Source organism: Streptomyces sp. NPDC025273 (genome assembly GCF_040638585.1).
Taxonomy (GTDB): Bacteria; Actinomycetota; Actinomycetes; order Streptomycetales; family Streptomycetaceae; genus Streptomyces; species Streptomyces cinereorectus.
In genome coordinates this window covers 21830-44390 of sequence record NZ_JBEZYP010000009.1, presented here as the reverse complement: position 1 = coordinate 44390, position 22561 = coordinate 21830, and the positions used below count along the sequence as shown (strand labels likewise).

Genomic DNA, 22561 nt, shown 5'->3' with positions numbered 1-22561 from the left:
TTCCCCGGGCCGCCCCTGCCGGCCGCGGTGGGCGTCGGGCCGGCGGACGCGTCACGGCGCGGATCGCCACGGCCCTGTTCGGCCGAGGCGGCGACCCGCCGCTCCCGGCCGGCCCCCGTTCCTGACACCTGGTCCGCCGTCCGGTCCCGCCCCGGGCGCCGGGCGCCCGGCCGGTTCCGGCCCGCGGGCGCGCCGGAGCCGACGGGGAATCGGCACCCCGCCGGCTCCGGACCTGCGAGGTCAGCCCCTGGACAGCTCCTTCAGACCGATGTTGAGCAGGAGTACGTTGACGCGTGGCTCGCCCATGAAGCCGAGCATCCGGCCCTCGGTGTTCTCCGTCACCAACCGGTCGACCTGCCGGACGTCGAGGCGGTTCCTCTCGGCCACCCGGTGCACCTGGAGCCGCGCGTACTCGGGAGAGATGTGCGGGTCGAGTCCGGAGCCGGAGGAGGTGACGGCGTCCGCCGGTACGTCCGAGGTCTCGGGCCGGTAGCCCTTCGCCGTGTTGTCCGCTACGACGGCCTTCCTGGCCTCCGTCACCCACCGGATGAGCTCCGCGTCGTCCCCGGCCCGGTTGGTGGCGCCGGAGAGGATCAGGGCGTACTGCAGGTTGACGCTGTTGGAGCCCAGGCCGTTGGAGGGTCTCGGCTGGAACCACCTGAGGTCCGGCCGGGCCCTGACGGACCGCTGACGGCCGGCACAGCCGGGCCGGGGAGTCGTCCTCGACACGCAACGAGAGGGGCGGGGTGCCCGCCCGGCACCCCGCCCCCTGCCCGCCCTGCCGTGCGTGTACCCCGTCGGCGTCGGTTGATGGCCTTTGATCAGCTCGCCGTCGGCCGGGCCACGCCGGGCTCCCGGAAATGGTGCCTCCCAGGCCCTGCAGGTTCCTGTGATCCACCTTCGTGGCGATGGTGTACGGGGTCTCGTCGCTCCGCCGGCCGGTGCCGCGATGGGTGACGCCCGGCCGGCCACGGTGCCCGTCACCGGGCAGCTCCTCCTCAGGAGCTCGTAGTCCTCGATGCCCGCCTCGTACGCGCCCGGAGCCGCCCAGGTCGCCGCGCCGACCGGTTCCGACTGCGTGACACCGCTCCAGCCGCGGCCGTAGACCGATGCCGAGCGGACCGCAGAAGGTCTGGACCGGTTGCTCCATGGTGCGGACCGTTTTCCATGACCATCGGGCCCCTGCCCCCGGTGACGCGGGCGCTCCGATCGGGCATACTCGACCCGCCACAGCCGCTGGCCAGCGCCTCTCGTGATCCGAGAAGGCAGGATCGGCTGGGGAGTCATAGATTTCCGGGCATCGCCCGGGACCACCCGGCGGCGCCGTTCACACCCCGCGCGTGCGACCGCCGCAACGCCCGACAGGGAGGAGAGCGCCGTCATGTCCGACCGTGCCCCGCAGCCGGTTGAACGCCGCCTGCCCACCGAGGAGTCCCGGCAGCTCATCGAGCTCGTCCGCGACATGGTGTCGAAGGAAATCACTCCCCGGGCGGCCGAGGAGGAGGAATCCGGCCATTTCCCGCGCGCGGTCTTCAGCCTGCTCTCCGAATCCGGACTGCTCGGACTGCCGTACGACTCGGCGCACGGGGGCGGGGACCAGCCGTACGAGGTCTACCTCCAGGTCCTCGAAGAGCTTGCCGCCGCCCGGCTCACCGTCGGCCTCGGCGTCAGCGTCCACTCGCTGGCCTGCCACGCGCTCGCCGGATACGGCACCGAGGAGCAACAGGCCGCCCACCTCCCGGCGATGCTCGCGGGCGGTCTGCTGGGTGCCTACTGCCTCTCCGAGCCGTCCTCGGGCTCCGATGCCGCCTCGCTGCGCACGAAGGCGGTGCGGGACGGCGACGACTGGGTCCTCACCGGCACCAAGGCCTGGATCACGCACGGCGGGATCGCCGACTTCTACACCGTCCTGGCGCGCACGGGGGTGGAGGGCCCCCGCGGCATCACCGCGTTCCTCGTCCCCGGCGACATCGACGGGCTCAACGCTGCCGTCCCCGAGAAGAAGATGGGCATGAAGGGCTCGCCCACGGCCCAGCTGCACTTCGACGGCGTGCGGATCCCAGACGCCCGTCGCATCGGCGACGAGGGGCAGGGCTTCGCCATCGCCCTGTCCGCGCTCGACTCGGGCCGGCTGGGCATCGCCGCCTGCGCCATCGGCGTCGCCCAGGCAGCCCTGGACGAGGCCGTCGGATACGCCACCGGGCGGCGCCAGTTCGGCCGGCCCATCGCGGACTTCCAGGGGCTGCGCTTCATGCTCGCCGACATGGCCACCCGGATCGAGGCCGGACGGGCCCTCTACCTGGAAGCGGCACGGCTCCGCGACGCGGGCCTGCCGTTCTCGCGGCAGGCGGCGATGGCGAAGCTGTTCTGCACGGACACGGCCATGCAGGTCACCACCGACGCGGTCCAGGTGCTCGGGGGCTACGGCTACACCCTCGACTTCCCCGTCGAGCGGCTCATGCGCGAGGCCAAGGTGCTGCAGATCGTCGAAGGCACCAACCAGATCCAGCGCATGGTCATCGCCCGCCACCTCGCGGGCCCCGAGACGCGCTGACCCGGACGGGCAGGTCCGACCACACGGGTGTCGTCATGATCCGGTTCCACTCCTGGTCATGGCGGCCCGGCAGGGTCCGGCCCGTACTCTCCCATTGGCGCAGCAGCGCACGGTAGACGGGCGGATCGGTGCTGTGCGGCACGGACTGCCGCGGGGCCTCCCGGGACGGCGGGCCGGGCTGCGGAACCGATTCCCGGGACGTCGGAGGGGCGAGGCGGCGGACCGGGCCGGCCGTTGAATGCGGCATGGTCATACAGGACCAACGCCCGGGCAGGGTTCCGGGTCACTGTCCGGCCGATTCGCGCGCCCGTTCCTCGGGTGCCGCGTCCACCGGCCGGCCGGTGGGACTGCCCGCACCACCGCGGCGGGGCCGTTGTGGTGCAGCAGGGACGTGCGTACGTCAGGCGGCGCGTACCCGCAGGGGGCGCGAGCCCGGACCGCCGGCGTGCGAGAAGGGCTGCATCCGCCAGTCGAGCCCCTGAGGGAGCGTCAGCAGCAGGGCCGTCTCCTGCTCCTGGACCTCGAGCGTCTCGTCGGCCGGACGCGCCTCGGAGGCGTCGCGGCTCGTACCGGCACACACGGTGAGGACGAACGGATTCCACGGAGTGGGGCACCGCGCGTGCTCCGGCAGGACGTCCTCGTCCGCCAGTAGCGCGATCGGCTGCGCACAGTCCGGGCAGATCACCCGGTACATCTCGAATGTGTCGTACGCGTCGGGAGCGAGGTCCTCGTCGAGATCGACGGGCTCCGGTTCGGTGCGTCCGGTGAGCTTCAGGCTCTGCATGGGATATTCCCCCCTCGGGTGGGCCGGCCAGGCGCCACGGCCTCGGCCACAGCAAGCACTTCCCGTCGGAAGCCGGCCGTAACCGCGAGGTCGGTCGCTACCGCCGCGTAAACCTGTGGCATTCGTCACATGCCCCCCGAACGTGCCGTTCCGGAGGCTCCACGACTGTGCCTGGAGGGACCCGGGGCCATAGGTTGATCCGCATGGAGGAGCTGGACCGTCAGATTGTGGAGTTGCTCGTCAAGGACGGGCGGATGAGCTACACCGACCTGGGCAAGGCCACGGGCCTGTCCACGTCGGCCGTTCATCAGCGCGTCCGCCGGCTGGAACAGCGGGGGGTGATCCGCGGCTATGCGGCGGTCGTCGACCCCGAGGCCGTCGGCCTGCCCCTCACCGCGTTCATCTCGGTGAAACCCTTCGACCCGAGCGCACCCGACGACATCGCCGAACGGCTCGCGGACGTCCCGGAGCTGGAGGCCTGCCACAGCGTCGCCGGCGACGAGAACTACATCCTGAAGGTGCGGGTCTCCAGCCCTCTCGAACTGGAGCACCTGCTCACCCGGATCCGTTCGCTGGCCGGCGTCTCCACCCGTACGACCGTCGTCCTCTCCACCCCGTACGAGGCCCGCCCCCCGCGCATCTGAGGCGCGCGCACGGCGTGTCCGTCGCGTATCGGAGGGGGCGCGGGCGGAACCGGGCCGGGCAGGCGCGAGACTGGTCCCATGACCGAGAGCACCGCCCCCCAGAGCGAACACCGCACCGTGCTGCTGCGCGGTGGAGACGTCCACAGCCCCGCCGATCCGTTCGCCACCGCGATGATCGTCGAACGCGGCCATGTCGCCTGGGTGGGATCGGAAGGGGCGGCCGACGCCTTCGCGAGCGGTGTCGACGAGGTGATCGACCTGGAAGGGTCCCTGGTCACCCCGGCGTTCACCGACTCCCACGTCCACACCACATCGACCGGACTCGCCCTCGCGGGGCTGGACCTCTCCGCCGCCCGTACGCTCACCGAGGCACTCGGCCTGGTGCGTGCGTACGCGCACACCCACTCCGGGGAGCGGGTGGTCCTCGGCCACGGCTGGGACGCGACCCGATGGCCCGAGCGGCGGCCCCCCTCGCGCGCCGAGCTCGACGAGGCGGCCGGTGGCCGGCCCGTCTATCTGCCCCGGGTGGACGTCCACTCCGCCGTCGTGACGACGGCGCTGCTGGACCTGGTCCCGGGCGTCACGGCGCTGACCGGCTACCACCCCGACGCACCGCTGACCGGCGCGGCCCATCACGCGGTGCGCTCGGCGGCCCATGGCGCCGTCACACCCGGGCAGCGTGCAGAGGCCCAGCGTGCCGCCCTGGCACACGCGGCATCGCTCGGCATCGGCACCGTGCACGAGTGCGCCGGTCCGGAGATCTCGGACGAGGAGGACTTCACCGGCCTGCTGGAGCTCGCCTCCCGGGAGCCGGGCCCCCGGGTCTTCGGATACTGGGCGGAGCGGATCGAGGACGAGAAGGGTGCCCGGCGCATCCGTGAGCTCGGTGCCACCGGTGCGGCCGGAGACCTCTTCGTCGACGGCTCCCTGGGGTCGCACACCGCGTTCCTGCACGAGCCGTACGCCGACGCCCCGCACACCGGTACCGCCCACCTGGACGCGGCACAGATCGCCGCACACGTGACGGCCTGCACCGAGGCCGGACTGCAGGCCGGATTCCACGCCATCGGGGACGCGGCCGTCTCCGCGGTCGTGGCCGGCGTCCGGGCCGCCTCCGAGAACCTCGGGCTCGCCCGCGTCCGCGCCGCGAGGCACCGGGTGGAGCACGCCGAGATGCTCACCCCCGAGACCATCGCCGCCTTCGCCGAACTGGGGCTCACCGCCTCCGTCCAGCCCGCGTTCGACGCGGCCTGGGGCGGCCGGGAAGGCATGTACGCCGGCCGGCTGGGTGCGGAGCGGGCCGCCACGCTCAATCCGTACGCGGCCCTGCTGCGTGCCGGAGTGCCCCTCGCCTTCGGCTCGGACAGCCCGGTGACCCCGCTGGACCCGTGGGGCACCGTGCGGGCCGCGGCCTTCCACCGGACCCCGGAGCACCGCATCTCCGTACGGGCCGGGTTCACCGCCCACACACGGGGTGGCTGGCGGTCCGTCGGCCGCGACGACGCGGGCGTCCTCGTGCCCGGCGCCCCCGCCGACTACGCCGTCTGGCGTACCGGCGAACTGGTGGTCCAGGCGCCCGACGACCGGGTCGCCCGCTGGTCGACCGACCCCCGTTCCGGTACCCCTGGCCTGCCCGATCTCACCCCCGGAGCGCCGCTCCCGGTCTGCCTCCGCACCGTGGTATTCGGACAAACTGTCTACGCGAGGCCGAACGAGTGACGTCGGGACCCGCCGTACCGCCGATCGAAGGCGCCGAAACTCTGCCGCCGCCTGTACGTCCTCAGTACTGACCAGGCGTTTTAGGAGAAAACCGCAGGTCGATCGGCTGTTGACAGAAAGCGCCCACGGGCCGGTAGGTTCGGCCGGGTCCACCACTGGACGTCCGACCGGTCAAACCTCCACGCAGTCGTCGAACGCCGCTGGGTCATGGGGCGGTGTGCCGCACCGGCGCACCACCCCTGACAGCCAGGTTCAGCGCCCGCGCCTCGGGGCGAGGGTAGGTTTCGTCCGGACGGCAGGTGCGACCCGGGTGGGGCCCGGAGGTTCAGTAGACAACGGCTTTCGGTCGACCCGCAGCCAGCGGGTCCCAGGTCGGCCCGAAGGACGCCGGGCCCCGATCCGCAGTTCTGTCCGCAGTTCCACGCTTCTGTCCGGCCCGGCCGGACGCGTGACGCGCCCCCTCGTGACCGCGTCGGAACCCGGCAACGGCACGCTGGATATGGTGTGCACCTGCGTACGGACTTTAAGGGGCAGTAGTGAACGACGGCGGTCAGAGGCAGTTCGGCCCGCTCGGCAGAGTCTTGGTGATCATTCCGACCTACAACGAGGCCGAGAACGTCAAGCTGATCGTCGCCCGGGTGCGCACCGCCGTTCCGGAAGCGGACATCCTGGTCGCCGACGACAACAGCCCCGACGGCACGGGCAAGGTCGCCGACGAGCTCGCGGCCGCCGACAGCCAGGTGCACGTCCTGCACCGCAAGGGCAAGGAAGGGCTCGGCGCCGCCTACCTCGCCGGGTTCCGGTGGGGGGCCGAGCACGACTACGGCGTCCTGGTCGAGATGGACGCGGACGGATCGCACCAGCCCGAGGAACTGCCGCGCCTCCTCACCGCGTTGAAGGGCGCCGACCTGGTGCTCGGCTCGCGCTGGGTGCCCGGCGGCCGGGTCGTCAACTGGCCCAGGCACCGAGAGATGATCTCCCGCGGCGGCAGCCTCTACTCCCGGATGCTCCTCGGCCTGTCGGTGCGGGACGTCACCGGCGGATACCGGGCCTTCCGCACCCACACCCTGCAGGGCCTCGGCCTCGAAGAGGTCGCCTCGCAGGGCTACTGCTTCCAGGTGGACCTGGCGCGCCGGGCCGTGGAAGCGGGATACCACGTCGTCGAGGTGCCGATCACCTTCATGGAGCGGGAGATCGGCGACTCCAAGATGAGCCGCGACATCCTCGTCGAGGCGCTGTGGCGGGTCACCGGGTGGGGCATCTCCAGCCGGGCCTCCAAGGTTCTGGGACGCAAGCCCTCCGGGCCCGGGGCGTCATGATCACCCCCTTACGCCGCTTGCACGCCCGTACAGGCACACTGGGGGCATGACGACCGGCACACCGCCTCCGAACCGTCCACGGCGCTCACGCGCCCGTACCTTCCTGCCGCTGGGCCTCGCCGCCTGGCTGGTGCTGGAGATCTGGCTGCTGACCGTGGTGGCCGACGCGGCGAGCGGGTTCACCGTGTTGCTGATCCTGATCGCCGGCGCCCTGCTCGGAGCCGTGGTGATCAAGAGGGCGGGGCGGCGGGCCTTCCGCAGCCTCACCGAGACCCTGCAGCGGATGCCGGGCGGGCCCGGCGAGCCCGCCGGCCCGCCGGCCGCCTCGTCGGGCGGTCGCGGTAACGGCTTCCTGATGCTGGGCGGCCTGTTCCTGATGATTCCCGGCATGATCTCCGACGTCGCCGGGCTGCTGCTCCTGCTGCCTCCGGTCCGGTCGGTGCTGAGCCGGTACGCGGAACGTTCCCTGGAGCGCCGCGTCATGCGCGCCGGCGCGCCTGGCGGTCTCTCCGACGCCTTCCAGCAGGCGCGTATCCACCGGCCGGACGGGAAAGTGGTCCAGGGTGAGGTCATCCGGGAGGACGGCACACGGCAGCACCCCCGCCCCGACGACGGCCCTGGAGCCCATCGGCCGCCGCTGGCCCCCTGAGCCTCTGAACGCCCGGGGCGCCCGGCCCCGGTGGCCGGGCGGCACCCGTAGCCGTACGGAAAGAGCCGCGGGCCGTGACACACGTTCTGTGTCACGGCCCGCGGCTCTTGATCTGTGCGGTGGTACGCGGTCAGGCAGACTTCCTGCTGTCCCGCGGGTGCACGGCGATGTTCATGGCTCCGGAGCGCAGAACCGCCAGCCTCTCGGCCAGCACCTCCTCCAGCTCCTCGCGGGTGCGCCGCTCCATGAGCATGTCCCAGTGCGTACGCGCAGGCTTGCCCTTCTTCTCCTCGGGGCCATCCCCGTCCACCAGGAGTGCCGTGGCGCCGCACGCCTTGCACTCCCACTCCGGCGGAATTTCCGCCTCTACCGAGAACGGCATCTCAAATCGATGTCCGTTCGGGCATGCGTACTCCACCGCCTGGCGCGGGGCCAGATCGATGCCGCGGTCCGTCTCGTAGCTGGTAACCACGAGTCGCGTGCCGCGGAGAGCTCGCTCACTCATGAATCGTGCCTCCCGGGCTTGTCGCCCACAGGACAGGTGTCGCTGTCGTCGTCATCCGGTCAACGTCCGGTCGGCGATAAAGATTCCCGTTGCCGGTCATGCGTCGCCCGTCGTGCCGCTGCTGTATCAGGGTTCAGTACCCATCGGTGCCCGGTTTGTCACCTCTGGGAGAAGTTGTCACCCAACGGTTCGACTTCTTCCACTCGCAGTAACGGTCCGCCGGGCAGGCCAAAGACGTACACTACCGGCCTTTTACTTCAACGTCTAAATCCGGTCCGGCACGGGGTTGCCCGCGGCGGCCACCGCGGCCCGCACGGGGACCCGCGCCAGCAGCAGCGAACCGAGCGCGAAGAAGATCACCAGGGACAGGATCGCATCCCGGTAGCTGCCGGTCAGCTGGTAGCCGAGACCGAAGACCAGGGGCCCCAGCCAGCTGAGTCCCCGGTCGCTCATCTCGTACGCCGAGAAGTACTCCGCCTCCTTGCCGCGGGGCACCAGGTGCGAGAAGAGCGAGCGCGAGAGCGCCTGGCTGCCGCCCAGCACCAGACCGATCGCGGCCGCGAGCGTGTAGAAGAACACGGGCTCGTCGGCGGGCAGCAGGTAGGCGGCGGCGAGGATCAGCGTCCAGACGGCCAGCGAGGCGAGAATCGTACGTTTCGCACCGTACAGCCGGGCGAGCCGCCCCATCCCGAGCGCGCCCGCCACCGCGAGCACCTGGACCAGCAGGACCGCGGTGATCAGCGTGGTCTGGTCGAGTCCGAGTTCCTCGGAGCCGTACAGCGAGGCCTGTGAGATCACCGTCTGGATGCCGTCGTTGTAGACGAGATAGGCGAGCAGGAACGAGAGCGTGAGCGGGTGGCGGCGCATGTCGCGCAACGTCGCCATCAGCTGCCGCCAGCCGGAGCCGACCGCTCCCTCACCTTCCGGCGGCATCCGCCGGTCGCGCAGCCGCCGCAGCGGCACGAGCGTGAAGGCACCCCACCACACACCGGCCGAGGCGAGACAGATCCGGACCGCGTCGGACTCGGAGAGGCCGAAGGAGTCGTGGCCCGTGTACAGGACCAGGTTCAGGACGAGGACGAGCGCCCCGGAGGTGTACCCGAAGGCCCAGCCCCGGGAGGAGACCGCGTCGCGTTCCTCCGGTGCGGCGATCTGCGGCAGATACGCGTTGTACAGGACCATCGACACGGAGATCGACGCGTTCGCCACGATCAGCAGGAAGGCACCCAGCAGATAGCGCTGGCCGTCCAGGAAGAACATGCAGGCCGTCGCAGTGGCCCCCACATAGGCGGCCGCCGCGAGCAGTGGCTTCTTGCGGCCCGTGCGGTCCGCCGCGGCGCCCACGAGCGGCATCACGATCACGGCCACCAGGACCGACGCCGAGACGGCGTAGGCGAAGAGGGAGCCCGCCCGCACCGGTATGCCCAGGGGGTGGACGAAACCCTCCGCGTCGGCGGCGGCCTTGGCTATCGACGTCAGATAGGGGCCGAGGAAGACCGTGAGGACACTGGTCGAGTAGACCGAGCAGGCGAAGTCGTAGAAGTACCAGCCGCGTTGCTCACGCCGGCGGTCGGCATCCCCCGGGGGCCGTTGCGCCTGGTCGGCCGTTCCTGCGGTACCGGTGTTCACGCCGAGTCCCCTCGTTCGTCCCGTGCCGACGCGGCAGGGACCGGCGTCAGGCCCACGCCCCCCGCTCGCTCAGCACCGTGCGCAGCGTCTCGATGTGATCGGTCATGATGCCATCCACTCCGAGGTCCAGGAGCGCAGCCATCCGGTCCGGTTCGTTGACCGTCCAGACATGGACCTGCAGGCCGTGCGCGTGCGCCGCGCGGACGAAGCGCCGGTCGACCACCCGGATGCCGTTCTGGCTCTCGGGGACCTGCGCGCACACCGCTCCGGCGCGAAGCGCGGCCGGGATGCCGTACGAGCGCAGCCGCAGGCCCAGCACCCCGCGCACTCCGTAGGAGGTGGCCAGGCGCGGGCCTGCGAGGCGGTGTGCCCTGGCCACCCGCGCCTCGGAGAACGACCCCACGCACACCCGGTCCCAGGCGCCGGTCCTTCGGATCAGCCCGATGAGCGGGACGAGGGCGGACTCCGCCTTGATGTCCACGTTCCAGCGGGCGTCGGGGAACTCCTCCAGCAACTCCTCGAAGAGCGGCAGCGGTTCACTGCCGGCCACCCTCGCCCGGCTCACCTCGCGCCAGGGAAGCTCGGCTATCCGGCCCCCGGAGTCCGTCACCCGGTCCAGGGTGGCGTCGTGGAACGCGACCAGGCGGCCGTCCGCGGTGGTGTGCACATCGGTCTCGAAGTACCGGTAGCCCGCGCCGGCCGCCCGCCGGAAGGCGGCTGCCGTGTTCTCCATCCCCTCCGACGCCCCGCCGCGGTGGGCGAACGGGATCGTCGAGGGATGGTCCAGATAGGGGTGGCGTCCGGAAGTCGATGTGGTCACCGCGGAAGTATCGCCCCTCCCGATGTCCGGCCGGCAACGTCCGGGGTGCCGGCCTCCGGCGCGGGGAGGGCGAAGACGCGCAGGAAGAACTGGGCGAGCGGTCCGATCGCCAGGGCGTACAGCACGGTGCCCGCCCCGAGCGAACCGCCCAGCAGGAAGCCGGTCGCCACCACGGCCACCTCGATCGCCGTGCGCACCAGCCTGATCGAACGCCCGGTCAGCCGGTGCAGGCCGGTCATCAGCCCGTCGCGCGGCCCGGGGCCGAAGCGCGCCGAGATGTACAGCCCCGTCGCGACGCCGTTGAGCACGATGCCCGCGGCCATCACCCCGATCCGCGCCCCGAGCCCGTGCACATCCGGTACGAGGGCGAGCGTGCCGTCCATCGCGACGCCGACGGCGAAGACGTTGGAGACGGTGCCGAGCCCGGGGCGCTGCCTGATCGGGATCCACAGGAGCAGGACGACCGCCCCGACGATGATCGAGACGACGCCGATGGAGATGCCGGTCCGCTCGGCGAGACCCTGGTGCAGCACACCCCATGGTTCGAGTCCGAGCCCGGCACGGACCAGGAGCGCCGAGCTCGCCCCGTACAGGGCCAGACCCGCGTACAGATGGGTCAGCCGCCGGGGGAGACGGGCCGCGCTCCGGGCGGTGGTGTCGGACAAGTGGTGCCCCCTGTGTGGTCGTGGTGGACTGCTGCGTGTCACTCTGTGGCAGGGGATTGGCCACCAACTATGGCCAATCCGAGGAAGGTGGACTGATTTCCATGGCGCAGTGGACTTCGACCGTCAGTGCGGCGCAGCTCGCCCGGCAGCTCCGGGCGCAACAGCGCCCCGTGGCGCCGGGCAGCCGCAAGCCGCCCGCCTACCGCGCCCTCGCCGACGGCGTGCGGCTGCTGGTCCTGGAGGGCCGGGTCCCGGTCGCCGCCCGGCTCCCCGCCGAACGGGAACTCGCGCTCTCCCTCTCGCTCAGCCGTACCACCGTCGCCGCGGCCTACGAGGCACTGCGCGCGGAGGGCTTCCTGGAGTCGCGGCGCGGGGCCGGCAGCTGGACCGCCGTACCGGCGGGCAATCCGCTGCCCGCCCGCGGCCTCGAACCCCTGCCCCCGGAATCGCTCGGCTCGATGATCGACCTCGGCTGCGCCTCGCTGCCGGCCCCGGAGCCGTGGCTGACCAGGGCCGTGCAGGGCGCGCTGGAGGAGCTGCCGCCGTACGCGCACACCCACGGCGACTACCCGGCCGGCCTGCCCGCGCTGCGGCAGATGATCGCCGACCGCTACACCGAACGCGGCATCTCCACGATGCCGGAACAGATCATGGTCACGACCGGCGCGATGGGCGCCATCGACGCGATCTGCCACCTCTTCGCCGGGCGCGGCGAGCGCATCGCCGTGGAGTCCCCGAGCTACGCCAACATCCTCCAGCTGATGCGGGAGGCCGGGGCCAGGCTGGTGCCCGTCGCGATGGAAGAGGGTCTGGGCGGCTGGGACATGAACCGGTGGCGGCAGGTGCTGCGGGACGCCGCGCCCCGGCTGGCCTACGTCGTCGCGGACTTCCACAACCCCACGGGGGCGCTGGCCGACGAGCAGCAGCGCCGCGCCCTGGTCGAGGCCGCACGCTCCGCGGGGACCGTCCTGGTGGTCGACGAGACCATGAACGAGCTCTACCTGGACGCCGATGTCGAGATGCCCCGCCGGGTCTGCGCCTTCGACCCGGCGGGCAGCACCGTCCTGACCGTGGGATCCGCGAGCAAGGCATTCTGGGCCGGCATGCGGATCGGCTGGGTACGGGCGGCACCGGACGTCATCCGCAGCCTGGTCGCTGCCCGCGCGTACGCGGACATGGGCACGCCCGTCCTGGAACAGCTCGCCATCAACTGGCTGATGCGCACCGGCGGCTGGGAGCGGGCGGTGGCGGTCCGGCGCGATCAGGCCCGGGAGAACAGGGACGACCTGGTGCGCGCGGTGCGCCGGGAGCTCCCCGACTGGGAGTTCGAGGTGCCGCGCGGCGGTCTCACCCTCTGGGTGCGCACGGGCGGGCTCTCCGGCTCGCGGCTGGCCGTGGCGGGCGAGCGGGTGGGCGTACGGGTCCCGTCGGGGCCCCGCTTCGGGGTCGACGGCGCCTTCGAGGGCTATGTGCGGCTGCCGTTCACCGTGGGCGGCCCGGTGGCGGAGGAGGCCGCACTGCGGCTCGCCGCTGCCGCGGAGCTGGTCGGTTCGGGTGCCGGAGCGGGGGCCGAGGCGCCACGGACGTTCGTGGCCTGAGCCCCCCCGTTCTCATCCCTCGGCCACGGCCGGTGCGGCGACCAGGGACTCCACGCGCACCGGCTCGGTGACCTCCGCCCCCACCGGGGCGGCCGGGGCCGGTCCGCCGGGCAGCAGGTCGAGGACCGCCCGCCGGTGCGCCTCGCTGGTGGCGTCGTCGTACGGGTCCGGGGTGGCCGGCACCTGGAGGCGCAGGACCGGTGCGCCGCCGAGGCGGGCGTAGCCCCGCCCCGGGGGCATGTCCGGTGTCGGCGTGGTGTGCGGCGTGGTGCCCAGGACCGACTCGACCTCGTCGCCGGTGGCCGGGCCGAGGACGGCGCGGGCCCGGGTGTGCGTCCGCACGGTCTCCGTGAGGGCGTCCAGGCTGTCGAACTGGTCCGCGACGACGACCGTGACGCCGGCGGCGCGGCCGTGCCGCAGCGGCACCTGGAGCAGTTCCTGCGGATCGGGCCTGCCGTCCGCCGCCGCCAGGTGCCCGAGCGCGCTCGGGCGGTCCAGCAGGATCCAGAGGGGGCGCTTGATGTCCTCGGGGTCGGGGTGGCCGGCCTGGCGGGCCCGGTTGGCGGCGATGAGCCTCCGCTCGGTCTCGTGCGCGGCCCATTCGAGCGTCGCGAGGGCTCCGGCCAGACCGCACTCCACGGCGAGCACCCCGTCGCGCCCGGTCAGGAAGCCGTACTCCCCGGTGCCGGCGCCCTCGACGACGAGGATGTCGCCGTGCTGGAGCGCCTGGAGGGCGAGGGAACGCATCAGGGTCGTGGTGCCGCTGCCGGGATGCCCGACGGCCAGCAGGTGCGGCTCCGTCGAACGGGAGCCCGTGCGCCAGATGACCGGAGAGGCGTCGCGCGTCGCGTCGCCGTCCCGCACCGGAACGGTGCGCGGCACCGCGGCGGCGTCCGTGAAGCCCAGCACGGTCTCCCCGGGGGCGGTGACGAAGCGCTGGGCGCCGATCGTGGTGGGGAGGGCGTCGAGGACGGTCATGAGCAGGTGGTTGCTCTCCTCGTCCCATGCGAAGTGGTACTCCCGGCCCCGGCCCGACTTGGCGTGGAGCACCTGCTCGATCCGGGCCCGGCAGGAGGCCTCGCCGTCCGTGAAGTACGCCGGGTAGCGCACCTGGAGCCGGGTGAGGCGGCCGTTGGCGTCGAACGCGTACGACTCCCCGAAGGCCTCCTCCCAGTCGCCGCCGTGGGAGAACAGCGGACCGGGGTCGTCGGCCGTGGAGAAGTGCGGCACCAGCGCCTCGTAGAGCGCCCGGAGCCGCGCCGTCTCCGCCTCGTCGGGGCCGGTCTTCGCGGGTGTCCGCTCCCGGCCCCTCCATGCGGCGGCGCCCATCAGCGCGATCAGGGCCAGCAGGGGCCCGTACGGGATGAGCGCCACCACCAGTACGCAGGCCGCGACGAGGAACAGCACGTGCCCGCGCCGGTCCTTGGGTGTCGCGGCCCACCTCTGCCGCCCCGCTCCGGCCAGCAGCCGCAGGCCACGGGTGACCGTGATCAGCGGATGGAGGACGTCGGTGGCGCTGTCGGCGGCCGTGCGCGCGATCTCGCGACTGCGGGTGATCGATGCGCCGCCGCTGGTCAGAATGCGGGGAAGTGGTCGCCGGGCCACGTCGGTCTCCTGTAGGGGTGGGAGCGGTTGCGGAGCGTCAGAACTTGATTCCGCCCAGCATGCTGGCGAGGCTGGCCCCGCCGGCTGTGATGCTCGGCGCGATGGCGGTGCCGGCCAGATAGAAGCCGAACAGGGCGCAGATGAGGGCGTGGGACGCCTTGAGCCCGTCCTTCTTGAAGAACAGGAAGACGATGATGCCGAGCAGTACCACGCCCGAGATGGAGAGGATCATGAGCGGTTCTCCTGGTCGAAGGGGACAGTCACCATGAGTACTTCCAGGATCACAAGATGTATCTATACGATAAAAGGTGCAATTGGGTGAAGTGCGTTGCTTTTCACTCGACCGGCGGGTGAAAAGTGGTCGGCGGGGCCGAGGGAGCGGGGAACCGGTACCGACCGAGGCTCTCGTCCGGAGATCTTTCGCCGCTTCCGGGCAGGCTCATCCCGGCTCCGGAGCAGTACCCTGTCGATTCACTCGTACGGCCCCGCGCCGTACCCCCCACCAGGTCGGCAACGGCGACAACGGCTATGGAAGGCGGTCCGTCCGATGAGCGAGGTCCCTGATCCCGAGGTGGTCGAGCTGGCGACCAAGGTCTTCGGCCTGGCCCGCCGGGGCGAGGCCGACGCGCTCGCCGCCTACGTGGACGCGGGTGTCCCGGCGAACCTCACCAACGACCGGGGCGACTCGCTGCTGATGCTCGCCGCGTACCACGGGCACGCCTCCGCCGTCACGGCCCTCGCGGGCCGCGGCGCCGACCCGGACCGGGCCAACGACCGGGGCCAGACCCCGCTCGCCGGAGCCGTCTTCAAGGGCGAGCGCGAGGTGATCGACGCACTGCTCGCCGCGGGCGCCGATCCGGCCGCCGGAACACCGTCCGCGGTGGACACCGCCCGCATGTTCGGCAAGGACGACCTGCTGGAACTCTTCGGTGCGCGCTGACACACCGCCCCGGCCGCCGGCTGACCGGTGCGCCGTAAATGTGGTCGCGTCGGCGAAATGGCTGGGTCATCATGACGTCGCGGGTCCGCTCAGGACCACCGACGAGAGGCAGAGGAAGATGAGCACCAGGCAGAAGACGGCGGTCGGCCGATCATGTTGCTGCGCGGCCTAGTGCCCACCGGCACTCGGAACAGCACAGTCCCGGTTGCGTCGACAGCTTGATGTGAGGCTTTCCCCATGTTCGATCCGTTCATAGCGCCGAGCGGCACCCTGCTCGGCCTGTTGCAGAGGGGCCGCGGCGACGGCACGCTCCACGCACTCGCCGCCCCGCGCCCCGAGGCCCTCGCGGCTCTCAACCACTGCGTCCTGAGCGATCCGCGTCACGACTGGCAGGTCGAGAACCGCTCCCTCTACTACGCACGCCTGTACCTCGACCTCGACGGGGGCACGGAAGAGATCGAGCGGCACCTCTGGGATCCCGAGGACCACCTCGACACCGACGACTCACGCACGGGCCTGGCCCTCGCGGTCCTCGGCCACCTCGCCTCGTACGGACGCGACGACGCCCTCGCACTGCTGCGCAGGTACGCCGCCACCGGGGCCAATTGGGCCTGGGCGCTCGACGAGCTGGCCCTGCGCGACGACGACGCGGGACTGCGCTTGCTCGCCGAGCCCGTGCTCGGCCGGTTCCCCGCAGGCCCGGAAGGCACCGCCGAGCTCGCCGCCGCCGTGCGGGACGCCTTCGAACCGCGGCCCTGGCGGCTGTGGGCCGACGACCCCCGCGAGACGGTCGGCGCCCGGATCCGGGCGGCGCAGGAGCAGGGCTCCTTCGACCGGTGGCAGCGGCAGATGCGGCCCGGCGGCCCGCGCCCCGGCTGGAGCGTCCAGGCCGTCTTCGACTGGGCCGAGCAGGGACTGGGACGCGGCAGCGCCCTTCACGTACCCGCGGCCCGCTGCCTCGCCGCCGTCGCGGGGGCCGAGGACCGTCCCGCGATCGTCGAGGCCGCCCGCAGCGGCCCCGAGGGCGCGCGCTGCGCCGCCCTGCACTACCTCGCCGAGGCCCGGGACCCGGCCGTACTCGATCTGATCGAACAGGCCGCCGCGGGACCGTCCCCCACCGTCGCCGAAGTGGCCGTGGCCGCCTTCGAGCGCATGTGCGGGGACGAGGCCGTGGACCGGGCCCGGGGCTGGGCCCACCGGCCCGACGCGCTCGGTGCGTCGGCAGCAGGCGTGCTCGCCTGCCGCGGTGCCGCCCAGGACGCCCCCCTCGTCCTCGCCGCCCTGCGCGAGGCCGTCCGCGGAGACGGCCCCGACGCCCCACGCCTGTGGACCCTCGTCGACGGCGCGGGCCGCCTCGGCATCGCCTGCGCCGCGCCCGTCCTGCGCCACGTCTACCGGGAGACGTCCTCCTCGCACCTGCGGGGACGGGCCGCCCGGGCGCTGGCCGCCACCGATCCGTCCTTCGCCACCGGCTTCGCCGTCGAATGCCTGTGGGACTGCGAGGAGACCACCCGGGAGCTGGCGGCGCGGCACGCGGAGACCGGGGACATCCGGGTCGCCGAACGCCTGCGACGGCTCGCCGCCGACCCGGCCGAGGAGGTCGAGGTGCAGACGGCGGTGCGCAGCAGGATCGGGCCCGACGCGCCCGCCGCCTGACCCGGCACCCTCGCCGGCCGGCCCACTGCGCCCGCTGCCGGCCTCCGGCGCGCGGGCGCACGCAACCTGGGATGCCGCGCGCCGTGGCGCGCGGCCCACACGCTCACGGGACGTTCCCCGGGCGGAAAGATCCAGGTCGGCAGAGTCACTCCCGGCGGGGCGACCACACGGATATGCCCGGACGACCCCTCCCGCACGCCCTTTCTGCGAGGGTTCCTCCCTCACGCCAGAATGGAGGGATGACCGGACGCTGGGAGTTCTGGATCGACCGCGGCGGCACCTTCACGGACGTGGTGGGACGTGACCCCGGCGGCCACCTGGTCACCCGCAAACTCCTCTCGCACGACCCGGACCGCTACCGCGACGCAGCCGTCGCGGGCATCCGGCTGCTGCTCGGCCTCGGCCCCCACGACGCGGTCCCCGCCGACCGGGTCGCGGCCGTCAAGATGGGCACCACCGTCGCCACCAACGCCCTCCTGGAGCGGCGGGGCGAGCCGACCGTCCTCGTCATCACCGAAGGCTTCCGGGACGCCCTGCGGATCGCGTACCAGAACCGGCCGCGCCTCTTCGACCGCCGCATCCTGCTCCCCGAGGCCGTCTACGACCGGGTGATCGAGGTCCCGGAACGGAGCGACGCGCAGGGCAGGACCGTGAAGCCGCTCGACCGCACCGCCGTCACCGAGCGGCTCGGCCGGGTCAGGAGGGAGGGGATCCGCAGCGCCGCGATCGTCCTCATGCACGGCTACCGCCACCCCGCCCACGAGAGGGCCGTCGCGGAGGCGGCCCGGGCAGCGGGCTTCACCCAGATCAGCTGCTCGCACGAGGTCAGCCCGCTGATCAAGCTCGTACCGCGCGGGGACACCACGGTCGTCGACGCCTACCTCTCGCCGATCCTGCGGCGGTACGTCGAGGAGGTGGCCGCCGAACTGAGCGGCATCCGCCTGATGTTCATGCAGTCCAACGGCGGACTCCGCGAGGCCGCGCACTTCCGCGGCAAGGACGCGGTGCTCTCCGGACCCGCCGGGGGCGTCGTGGGCATGGTGCGCACGTCCGGACAGGCGGGCCACGACCGGGTCATCGGCTTCGACATGGGCGGCACCTCCACCGACGTGTCCCACTACGCGGGCGAGTTCGAGCGGGAGCTCGGCACCCAGGTGGCAGGCGTGCGGATGCGCGCACCCATGATGAGCATCCACACCGTCGCCGCGGGCGGCGGATCGGTCCTGCACTTCGACGGCCGCCGCTACCGGGTGGGACCCGACTCGGCGGGCGCCGACCCCGGGCCCGCCTGCTACCGCCGGGGCGGGCCGCTCACCGTCACCGACGCCAACGTGATGCTGGGCCGGATCCGCCCCGCCCACTTCCCGGCCGTCTTCGGGCCCGACGGCGACCTGCCGCTCGACGAGCACATCGTCCGCGAGCGCTTCCAGGAGCTGGCCGACGAGGTGGCAGCCGCCACGGGACAGCGCCGCACCGCGGCGGAAGTCGCCGCCGGCTTCCTGGAGATCGCCGTGCTGAACATGGCGAACGCCGTCAAGAAGATCTCCGTCCAGCGCGGCCACGACATCACCCGCTACGCGCTCACGAGCTTCGGTGGAGCGGGCGGCCAGCACGCCTGCGCCGTCGCCGACGCCCTGGCCATCGACACCGTCCTCGTACCGCCGCTCGCCGGGGTCCTCTCCGCGTACGGCATCGGTCTCGCCGATGCCACCGCGATGCGCGAGCAGTCCGTCGAGGCCGAACTGCACGAGGAGACCAGGATCCGGGTGGGCGACCTCTGCGACGCCCTGGCGGAGCGCACCCGTGCCGAACTCCGCGCCGACGGGATCCCCGACACGGCCATCACCACCCGGGCGCGGATCCTCCTGCGCTACGCGGGCACGGACGCGAGCCTGCCCGTCGGTCCCGGCGCGGTCGCCGCCATGGCCGACGCGTTCACGGGCGCCCACCGGGCCCGCTACGGATTCACCATGGACAAGCCCCTCGTCGTCGAGGCGGTCACCGTCGAGGCGACCGGGACGGCCGGAACGCACGTCCCCCAACGGGCCGGCGAGGCCTCCGGCGAGGGCGCGCCGCCACGGCCCCTCGGAACCGTCCGGACGTTCACCGGGGGCGGGTGGCGGGACACCGGCCTGTACCGGCGCGGGGAGCTGCGCCCGGCGGACACCGTGACCGGCCCGGCCGTCGTCGCGGAGGACGACGCCACCACCCTCGTCGACCCGGGCTGGCAGGCCACCGCGGGGCCCGCCGGCCACCTCATACTGCACCGGGTGAGCCCGCGGCCCGCACGGACCGCCGTCGGCACCCGGGTCGACCCCGTCATGCTGGAGGTGTTCAACAACCTCTTCATGTCGATCGCCGAACAGATGGGCGTACGTCTGGAGAGCACCGCCCACTCCGTCAACATCAAGGAGCGGCTGGACTTCTCCTGTGCGCTGTTCGACGCGGACGGCAACCTCGTGGCCAACGCCCCGCACATCCCCGTGCACCTCGGGTCGATGGGGGAGTCCATCAAGGAGGTGCTGCGGCGCAACGCGCACTCCCTGCGTCCCGGCGACGTCTACGCCGTCAACGACCCGTACCACGGCGGTACGCACCTGCCCGACGTCACGGTCGTGACACCCGTGTTCGACGAACCGGAGGACGGGAAGGAGCCCCGGCTGCGCTTCCTGGTGGCATCACGCGGTCACCACGCCGAGATCGGCGGGATCACCCCCGGGTCCATGCCCGCCTTCAGCCGAACGATCCACGAGGAGGGCGTGCTGTTCGACAACTGGCTGCTGGTGCGCGGCGGGCGGCTCCGCGAGGCCGGGACCCGGGAACTGCTCACCACGGCCGCGTACCCCTCGCGGGACCCCGACACCAACCTGGCCGACCTGCGCGCCCAGATCGCGGCCAACGAGAAGGGCATCGCGGAACTGCGGCGCATGACCGCCCAGTTCGGCCAGGACGTCGTCGAGGCGTACATGGGCCACGTCCAGGACAACGCGGAGGAGTCCGTACGGCGGATCGTGGCCGTGCTCGACGACGGCACCTGCCGCTACGAGACCGACAACGGCGCGGTCATCGAGGTGGCGGTGACCGTGGACCGCGGGGCCCGGAGCGCCGTCCTCGACTTCACCGGCACCTCACCGCAGCAGTCCGGTAACTTCAACGCCCCGAAGTCCGTGGTCATGGCAGCCGTCCTGTACGTCTTCAGGACCCTCGTCGCCGAGGACATCCCGCTCAACAGCGGCTGCCTCAAGCCCCTGGAGGTACGCGTCCCGGAAGGATCGATGCTGGCACCCGTCCACCCGGCGGCCACCGTCGCGGGCAACGTGGAGACCTCACAGGCCGTCACCGGCGCCCTCTACGCGGCGCTGCGCGTCCAGGCCGAGGGATCGGGCACGATGAACAACCTCACGTTCGGCAACGACCGCGTCCAGTACTACGAGACGGTCGCGAGCGGTTCCGGCGCCGGCGACGGATTCGACGGAGCCGACGCCGTCCAGACCCACATGACCAACTCCCGGCTCACCGACCCCGAGATCCTGGAATGGCGCTACCCGGTGCTGCTGGAGAGCTTCGGGGTGCGCGCGGGCAGCGGTGGCACGGGCCGGTGGCACGGCGGCTGCGGGGCCGAGCGCAGGATCCGCTTCCTCGAACCCCTCACTCTCGCCCTGCTCTCGGGACACCGCCGCGTGGCGCCGTACGGCATGGCGGGGGGCGGACCGGGGGCGCTGGGCGGCCAGCACATCGAGCGGGCCGACGGGACCGTCACCCCCCTGAACGGCTGCGACACCGCCGCCCTGTACACCGGGGACGTGCTGGTGCTGCGCACCCCGGGCGGGGGCGGCTACGGGGCCCCGTAGGCGGTCGCTTCTGCGCCGTTTCGACCGTTGTCGGTGCGAGGACCTAATCTGTGCAGCGTGACTTCGCCTGCCGACACCGAGACTGCTGCGCCCCAGCTCAGCGCGGGACCGCGGCCCGCCCTGGGCCCCGCCGCCGACGAGGGGCTCTCGCGTCGGCTGCGCGCGCTCGCGTGCACCGCCCCGCTGCACGACCTCGACGTCCGCAAGGCGAATCTGGCCGGCGAGTACACGGTCTACGCGATGGCCGAGGTCGCCCTCGCCGCGATCGACCTGGTCACGCTGAACATGGACTTCGACACCGGCGCCGACCACGACCAGATAGTGGCCAGACTCCTTCCGCGGGTCGGCGCGCAGGCACCGCGCCGCCCCGTCACCGAGCACGAGCGGGTCGCCCGCTGGGTGCTGGAGAACCTGATCAACGTCGGCAGTGTGGACCGTGGTTTCCGCGCGGTCTACGGCACCTTCGGCCCCGACGGCGTATACGTCCGCAGGGACTACGACTTCAAGCTCGTCGAGGAGGTCCCCGGCCACGACGGCACGGTCTACCTCCGCGCCACCGACGAAGCGGTCAACGTCCTCGTCGGCGCGCTCGACACGGACGTCACGAGCGCGCAGATCGCGGCCGAGGTGAAGCTGGAGGTCCTCATCAGCCGAGGCCGCCTCGCCGACGCGCAGCTCGCCGCCGAACAGGCCCGCTACCGCACCGTGCAGTACGCGGAGACGCTCCGCAGGACGCTGGAGGCGACCCGGCGCAATGTCCGCGCCGTCGACTGGCTCAACGCCGTACCGGACATGATCACCGAGGCGCTGGACCACGTCGCCGACCGCTACCGCCACGAGAACGCGATCCTCACCAACATTCGCAAGGCCAGGGACGAGGCGGAGGACCCCGAGCACAAGCGGCGCGCCGCCGAGCTCGTCGACATCGTGAAGGACTGCATCCGCCGCCACACCCAGCTCCAGTCCAGGCTGCTGGAGGCCGGACCCCTCTTCCGCGCCGAACAGGACCGGCAGGCGTTCGCCGCGCCCACCGCACGGGTGGGCCTCGACCTGTACGGACAGCTCGTCGTTCCCGTGCTGCCGCTCCCCGTCGAGGAGGCCACCCGGGTCACCGACGCCTTCTTCGCGCACGGCACCGGATTGCGCACCCCCGTCTCGGTCCGTGTCGGCGACCTCGTCGACATGCTGCTGACGCCGCCGGTGGAGCGGGAGCACCTCGGTGCGGAGATGCCCGAACCCGACCTCATCGCCACCCCGGACGACAGCAGATTCAGCGAGGAGCAGCTCGCGAGCGCCATGGAGCTCCTCGACCTGGAGCACGACGCGCCCCGCCGGCTCTCCGGACTCCTCGCCGAGGCCAGGCTCCGCGACACCGAGCTGCCCTACCTCGTCGCCCTGCTCGCGGTCCACGCGGCGAGCCCGCCGGTCGGCACCGCCTACCGGCAGGGCGAGCGCAGGCTGCTGTTCGCGGTCGATGACGGAACCCCGCTGGAGGACCCCGAATTCGGCGGGGCCGACCTGATCGTGGGCATGGCCCTGCTGGACGCCGTGGGCATGGCCGAGGACCGGAAGGACGCGTCGTGAGTGTCCCCGGGCAGCGGGACGTGTCATGACCAGCCGCGG

The 22561-nt window shown here is 72.5% G+C and carries 17 protein-coding genes and 1 pseudogene; 10 read left to right on the top strand and 8 right to left on the bottom strand.

Going from position 1 to position 22561, the window contains the following annotated elements:
• Nucleotides 1–240 precede the first annotated feature (240 nt).
• Nucleotides 241–672 (bottom strand): annotated as a pseudogene (locus tag AB0F38_RS16710) (potassium-transporting ATPase subunit C); the annotation flags it as partial.
• 709 nt (nt 673–1381) lie between these two features.
• Here AB0F38_RS16710 and AB0F38_RS16705 point away from each other — a divergent pair.
• A complete protein-coding gene (locus tag AB0F38_RS16705) occupies nt 1382–2554 on the top strand; it encodes an acyl-CoA dehydrogenase family protein (protein ID WP_361893046.1) in 1173 nt (390 codons plus the stop codon).
• 400 nt (nt 2555–2954) lie between these two features.
• Here AB0F38_RS16705 and AB0F38_RS16700 read toward each other — a convergent pair whose 3' ends face one another.
• A complete protein-coding gene (locus AB0F38_RS16700; protein WP_361893043.1) occupies nt 2955–3338 on the bottom strand; it encodes a hypothetical protein in 384 nt (127 codons plus the stop codon).
• Between the two features lie 203 nt (nt 3339–3541).
• Between AB0F38_RS16700 and AB0F38_RS16695 the strand changes: the two genes are divergently transcribed.
• From AB0F38_RS16695 to fxsA, 4 genes are all read left to right on the top strand, one after another.
• A complete protein-coding gene (locus AB0F38_RS16695) occupies nt 3542–3982 on the top strand; it encodes an Lrp/AsnC family transcriptional regulator (protein WP_056787292.1) in 441 nt (146 codons plus the stop codon).
• A gap of 78 nt (nt 3983–4060) precedes the next feature.
• The gene (locus tag AB0F38_RS16690; RefSeq protein ID WP_361893039.1) at nt 4061–5701 is read left to right on the top strand and encodes an amidohydrolase; all 1641 of its coding nucleotides are present in this window, start codon (nt 4061–4063) and stop codon (nt 5699–5701) included.
• Between the two features lie 536 nt (nt 5702–6237).
• Complete coding sequence (locus tag AB0F38_RS16685; RefSeq protein WP_361893037.1) at nt 6238–7020, top strand: polyprenol monophosphomannose synthase; 783 nt, start codon at nt 6238–6240, stop codon at nt 7018–7020.
• Nucleotides 7021–7066: 46 nt separating this feature from the next.
• Entirely contained in the window at nt 7067–7669 is a 603-nt protein-coding gene (fxsA, locus tag AB0F38_RS16680; protein WP_361893034.1) for an FxsA family membrane protein, read from the top strand.
• Nucleotides 7670–7799: 130 nt separating this feature from the next.
• Here the strand turns inward: fxsA and AB0F38_RS16675 are convergent, their stop codons facing one another.
• The 4 genes from AB0F38_RS16675 to AB0F38_RS16660 all read right to left on the bottom strand — a co-directional run bounded on the left by AB0F38_RS16675 (nt 7800) and on the right by AB0F38_RS16660 (nt 11288).
• A complete protein-coding gene (locus AB0F38_RS16675) occupies nt 7800–8174 on the bottom strand; it encodes an RNA polymerase-binding protein RbpA (RefSeq protein WP_014044757.1) in 375 nt (124 codons plus the stop codon).
• 264 nt (nt 8175–8438) lie between these two features.
• On the bottom strand, nt 8439–9803 hold the full coding sequence (locus AB0F38_RS16670) for an MFS transporter (RefSeq protein ID WP_361893031.1): 1365 nt from the start codon (nt 9801–9803) through the stop codon (nt 8439–8441).
• A 46-nt stretch (nt 9804–9849) separates the two neighbouring features.
• Nucleotides 9850–10623 carry a glycerophosphodiester phosphodiesterase family protein gene (locus tag AB0F38_RS16665; RefSeq protein WP_361893028.1) on the bottom strand — a complete coding sequence of 258 codons (774 nt, stop codon included), beginning with the start codon at nt 10621–10623 and terminating at the stop codon, nt 9850–9852.
• Complete coding sequence (locus tag AB0F38_RS16660) at nt 10620–11288, bottom strand: hypothetical protein (RefSeq protein WP_361893025.1); 669 nt, start codon at nt 11286–11288, stop codon at nt 10620–10622. The genes AB0F38_RS16665 and AB0F38_RS16660 overlap by 4 nt, the downstream gene beginning before the upstream one ends.
• 101 nt (nt 11289–11389) lie before the next feature.
• On the opposite strand from AB0F38_RS16660, the gene AB0F38_RS16655 reads away from it, so the two are divergent.
• Nucleotides 11390–12886, top strand: coding sequence for a PLP-dependent aminotransferase family protein (locus tag AB0F38_RS16655; protein WP_361893022.1), 1497 nt, complete (start codon nt 11390–11392; stop codon nt 12884–12886).
• 12 nt (nt 12887–12898) lie between these two features.
• Here the strand turns inward: AB0F38_RS16655 and AB0F38_RS16650 are convergent, their stop codons facing one another.
• Nucleotides 12899–14491, bottom strand: a complete 1593-nt coding sequence (locus tag AB0F38_RS16650; RefSeq protein ID WP_361893019.1) for a hypothetical protein — start codon at nt 14489–14491, stop codon at nt 12899–12901.
• 37 nt (nt 14492–14528) lie between these two features.
• Nucleotides 14529–14723: a hypothetical protein gene (locus AB0F38_RS16645; RefSeq protein ID WP_014044751.1), complete on the bottom strand. Its 195-nt coding sequence runs from the start codon at nt 14721–14723 to the stop codon at nt 14529–14531.
• A gap of 315 nt (nt 14724–15038) precedes the next feature.
• Between AB0F38_RS16645 and AB0F38_RS16640 the strand changes: the two genes are divergently transcribed.
• The 4 genes from AB0F38_RS16640 to AB0F38_RS16625 all read left to right on the top strand — a co-directional run bounded on the left by AB0F38_RS16640 (nt 15039) and on the right by AB0F38_RS16625 (nt 22522).
• The gene (locus AB0F38_RS16640) at nt 15039–15431 is read left to right on the top strand and encodes an ankyrin repeat domain-containing protein (RefSeq protein WP_361893015.1); all 393 of its coding nucleotides are present in this window, start codon (nt 15039–15041) and stop codon (nt 15429–15431) included.
• Nucleotides 15432–15668: 237 nt separating this feature from the next.
• Nucleotides 15669–17087 (top strand): HEAT repeat domain-containing protein, encoded by a 1419-nt coding sequence (locus AB0F38_RS16635; RefSeq protein ID WP_361893012.1) that lies wholly within the window; start codon nt 15669–15671, stop codon nt 17085–17087.
• Nucleotides 17088–17326: 239 nt separating this feature from the next.
• Nucleotides 17327–20938, top strand: coding sequence for a hydantoinase B/oxoprolinase family protein (locus AB0F38_RS16630; protein WP_361893010.1), 3612 nt, complete (start codon nt 17327–17329; stop codon nt 20936–20938).
• Nucleotides 20939–20995: 57 nt separating this feature from the next.
• Nucleotides 20996–22522, top strand: coding sequence for a hypothetical protein (locus tag AB0F38_RS16625; protein WP_361893008.1), 1527 nt, complete (start codon nt 20996–20998; stop codon nt 22520–22522).
• Nucleotides 22523–22561 lie beyond the last annotated feature (39 nt).

What these genes read in the sequence shown, in the direction of transcription:
- AB0F38_RS16705 (WP_361893046.1), top strand. Translation starts at nt 1,382, where the DNA reads ATGTCCGACCGTGCCCCGCAGCCGGTTGAACGCCGCCTGCCCACCGAG.
- AB0F38_RS16700 (WP_361893043.1), bottom strand. Translation starts at nt 3,338, where the DNA reads ATGCAGAGCCTGAAGCTCACCGGACGCACCGAACCGGAGCCCGTCGAT.
- AB0F38_RS16695 (WP_056787292.1), top strand. Translation starts at nt 3,542, where the DNA reads ATGGAGGAGCTGGACCGTCAGATTGTGGAGTTGCTCGTCAAGGACGGG.
- AB0F38_RS16690 (WP_361893039.1), top strand. Translation starts at nt 4,061, where the DNA reads ATGACCGAGAGCACCGCCCCCCAGAGCGAACACCGCACCGTGCTGCTG.
- fxsA (WP_361893034.1), top strand. Translation starts at nt 7,067, where the DNA reads ATGACGACCGGCACACCGCCTCCGAACCGTCCACGGCGCTCACGCGCC.
- AB0F38_RS16675 (WP_014044757.1), bottom strand. Translation starts at nt 8,174, where the DNA reads ATGAGTGAGCGAGCTCTCCGCGGCACGCGACTCGTGGTTACCAGCTAC.
- AB0F38_RS16655 (WP_361893022.1), top strand. Translation starts at nt 11,390, where the DNA reads ATGGCGCAGTGGACTTCGACCGTCAGTGCGGCGCAGCTCGCCCGGCAG.
- AB0F38_RS16645 (WP_014044751.1), bottom strand. Translation starts at nt 14,723, where the DNA reads ATGATCCTCTCCATCTCGGGCGTGGTACTGCTCGGCATCATCGTCTTC.
- AB0F38_RS16640 (WP_361893015.1), top strand. Translation starts at nt 15,039, where the DNA reads ATGAGCGAGGTCCCTGATCCCGAGGTGGTCGAGCTGGCGACCAAGGTC.
- AB0F38_RS16635 (WP_361893012.1), top strand. Translation starts at nt 15,669, where the DNA reads ATGTTCGATCCGTTCATAGCGCCGAGCGGCACCCTGCTCGGCCTGTTG.
- AB0F38_RS16630 (WP_361893010.1), top strand. Translation starts at nt 17,327, where the DNA reads ATGACCGGACGCTGGGAGTTCTGGATCGACCGCGGCGGCACCTTCACG.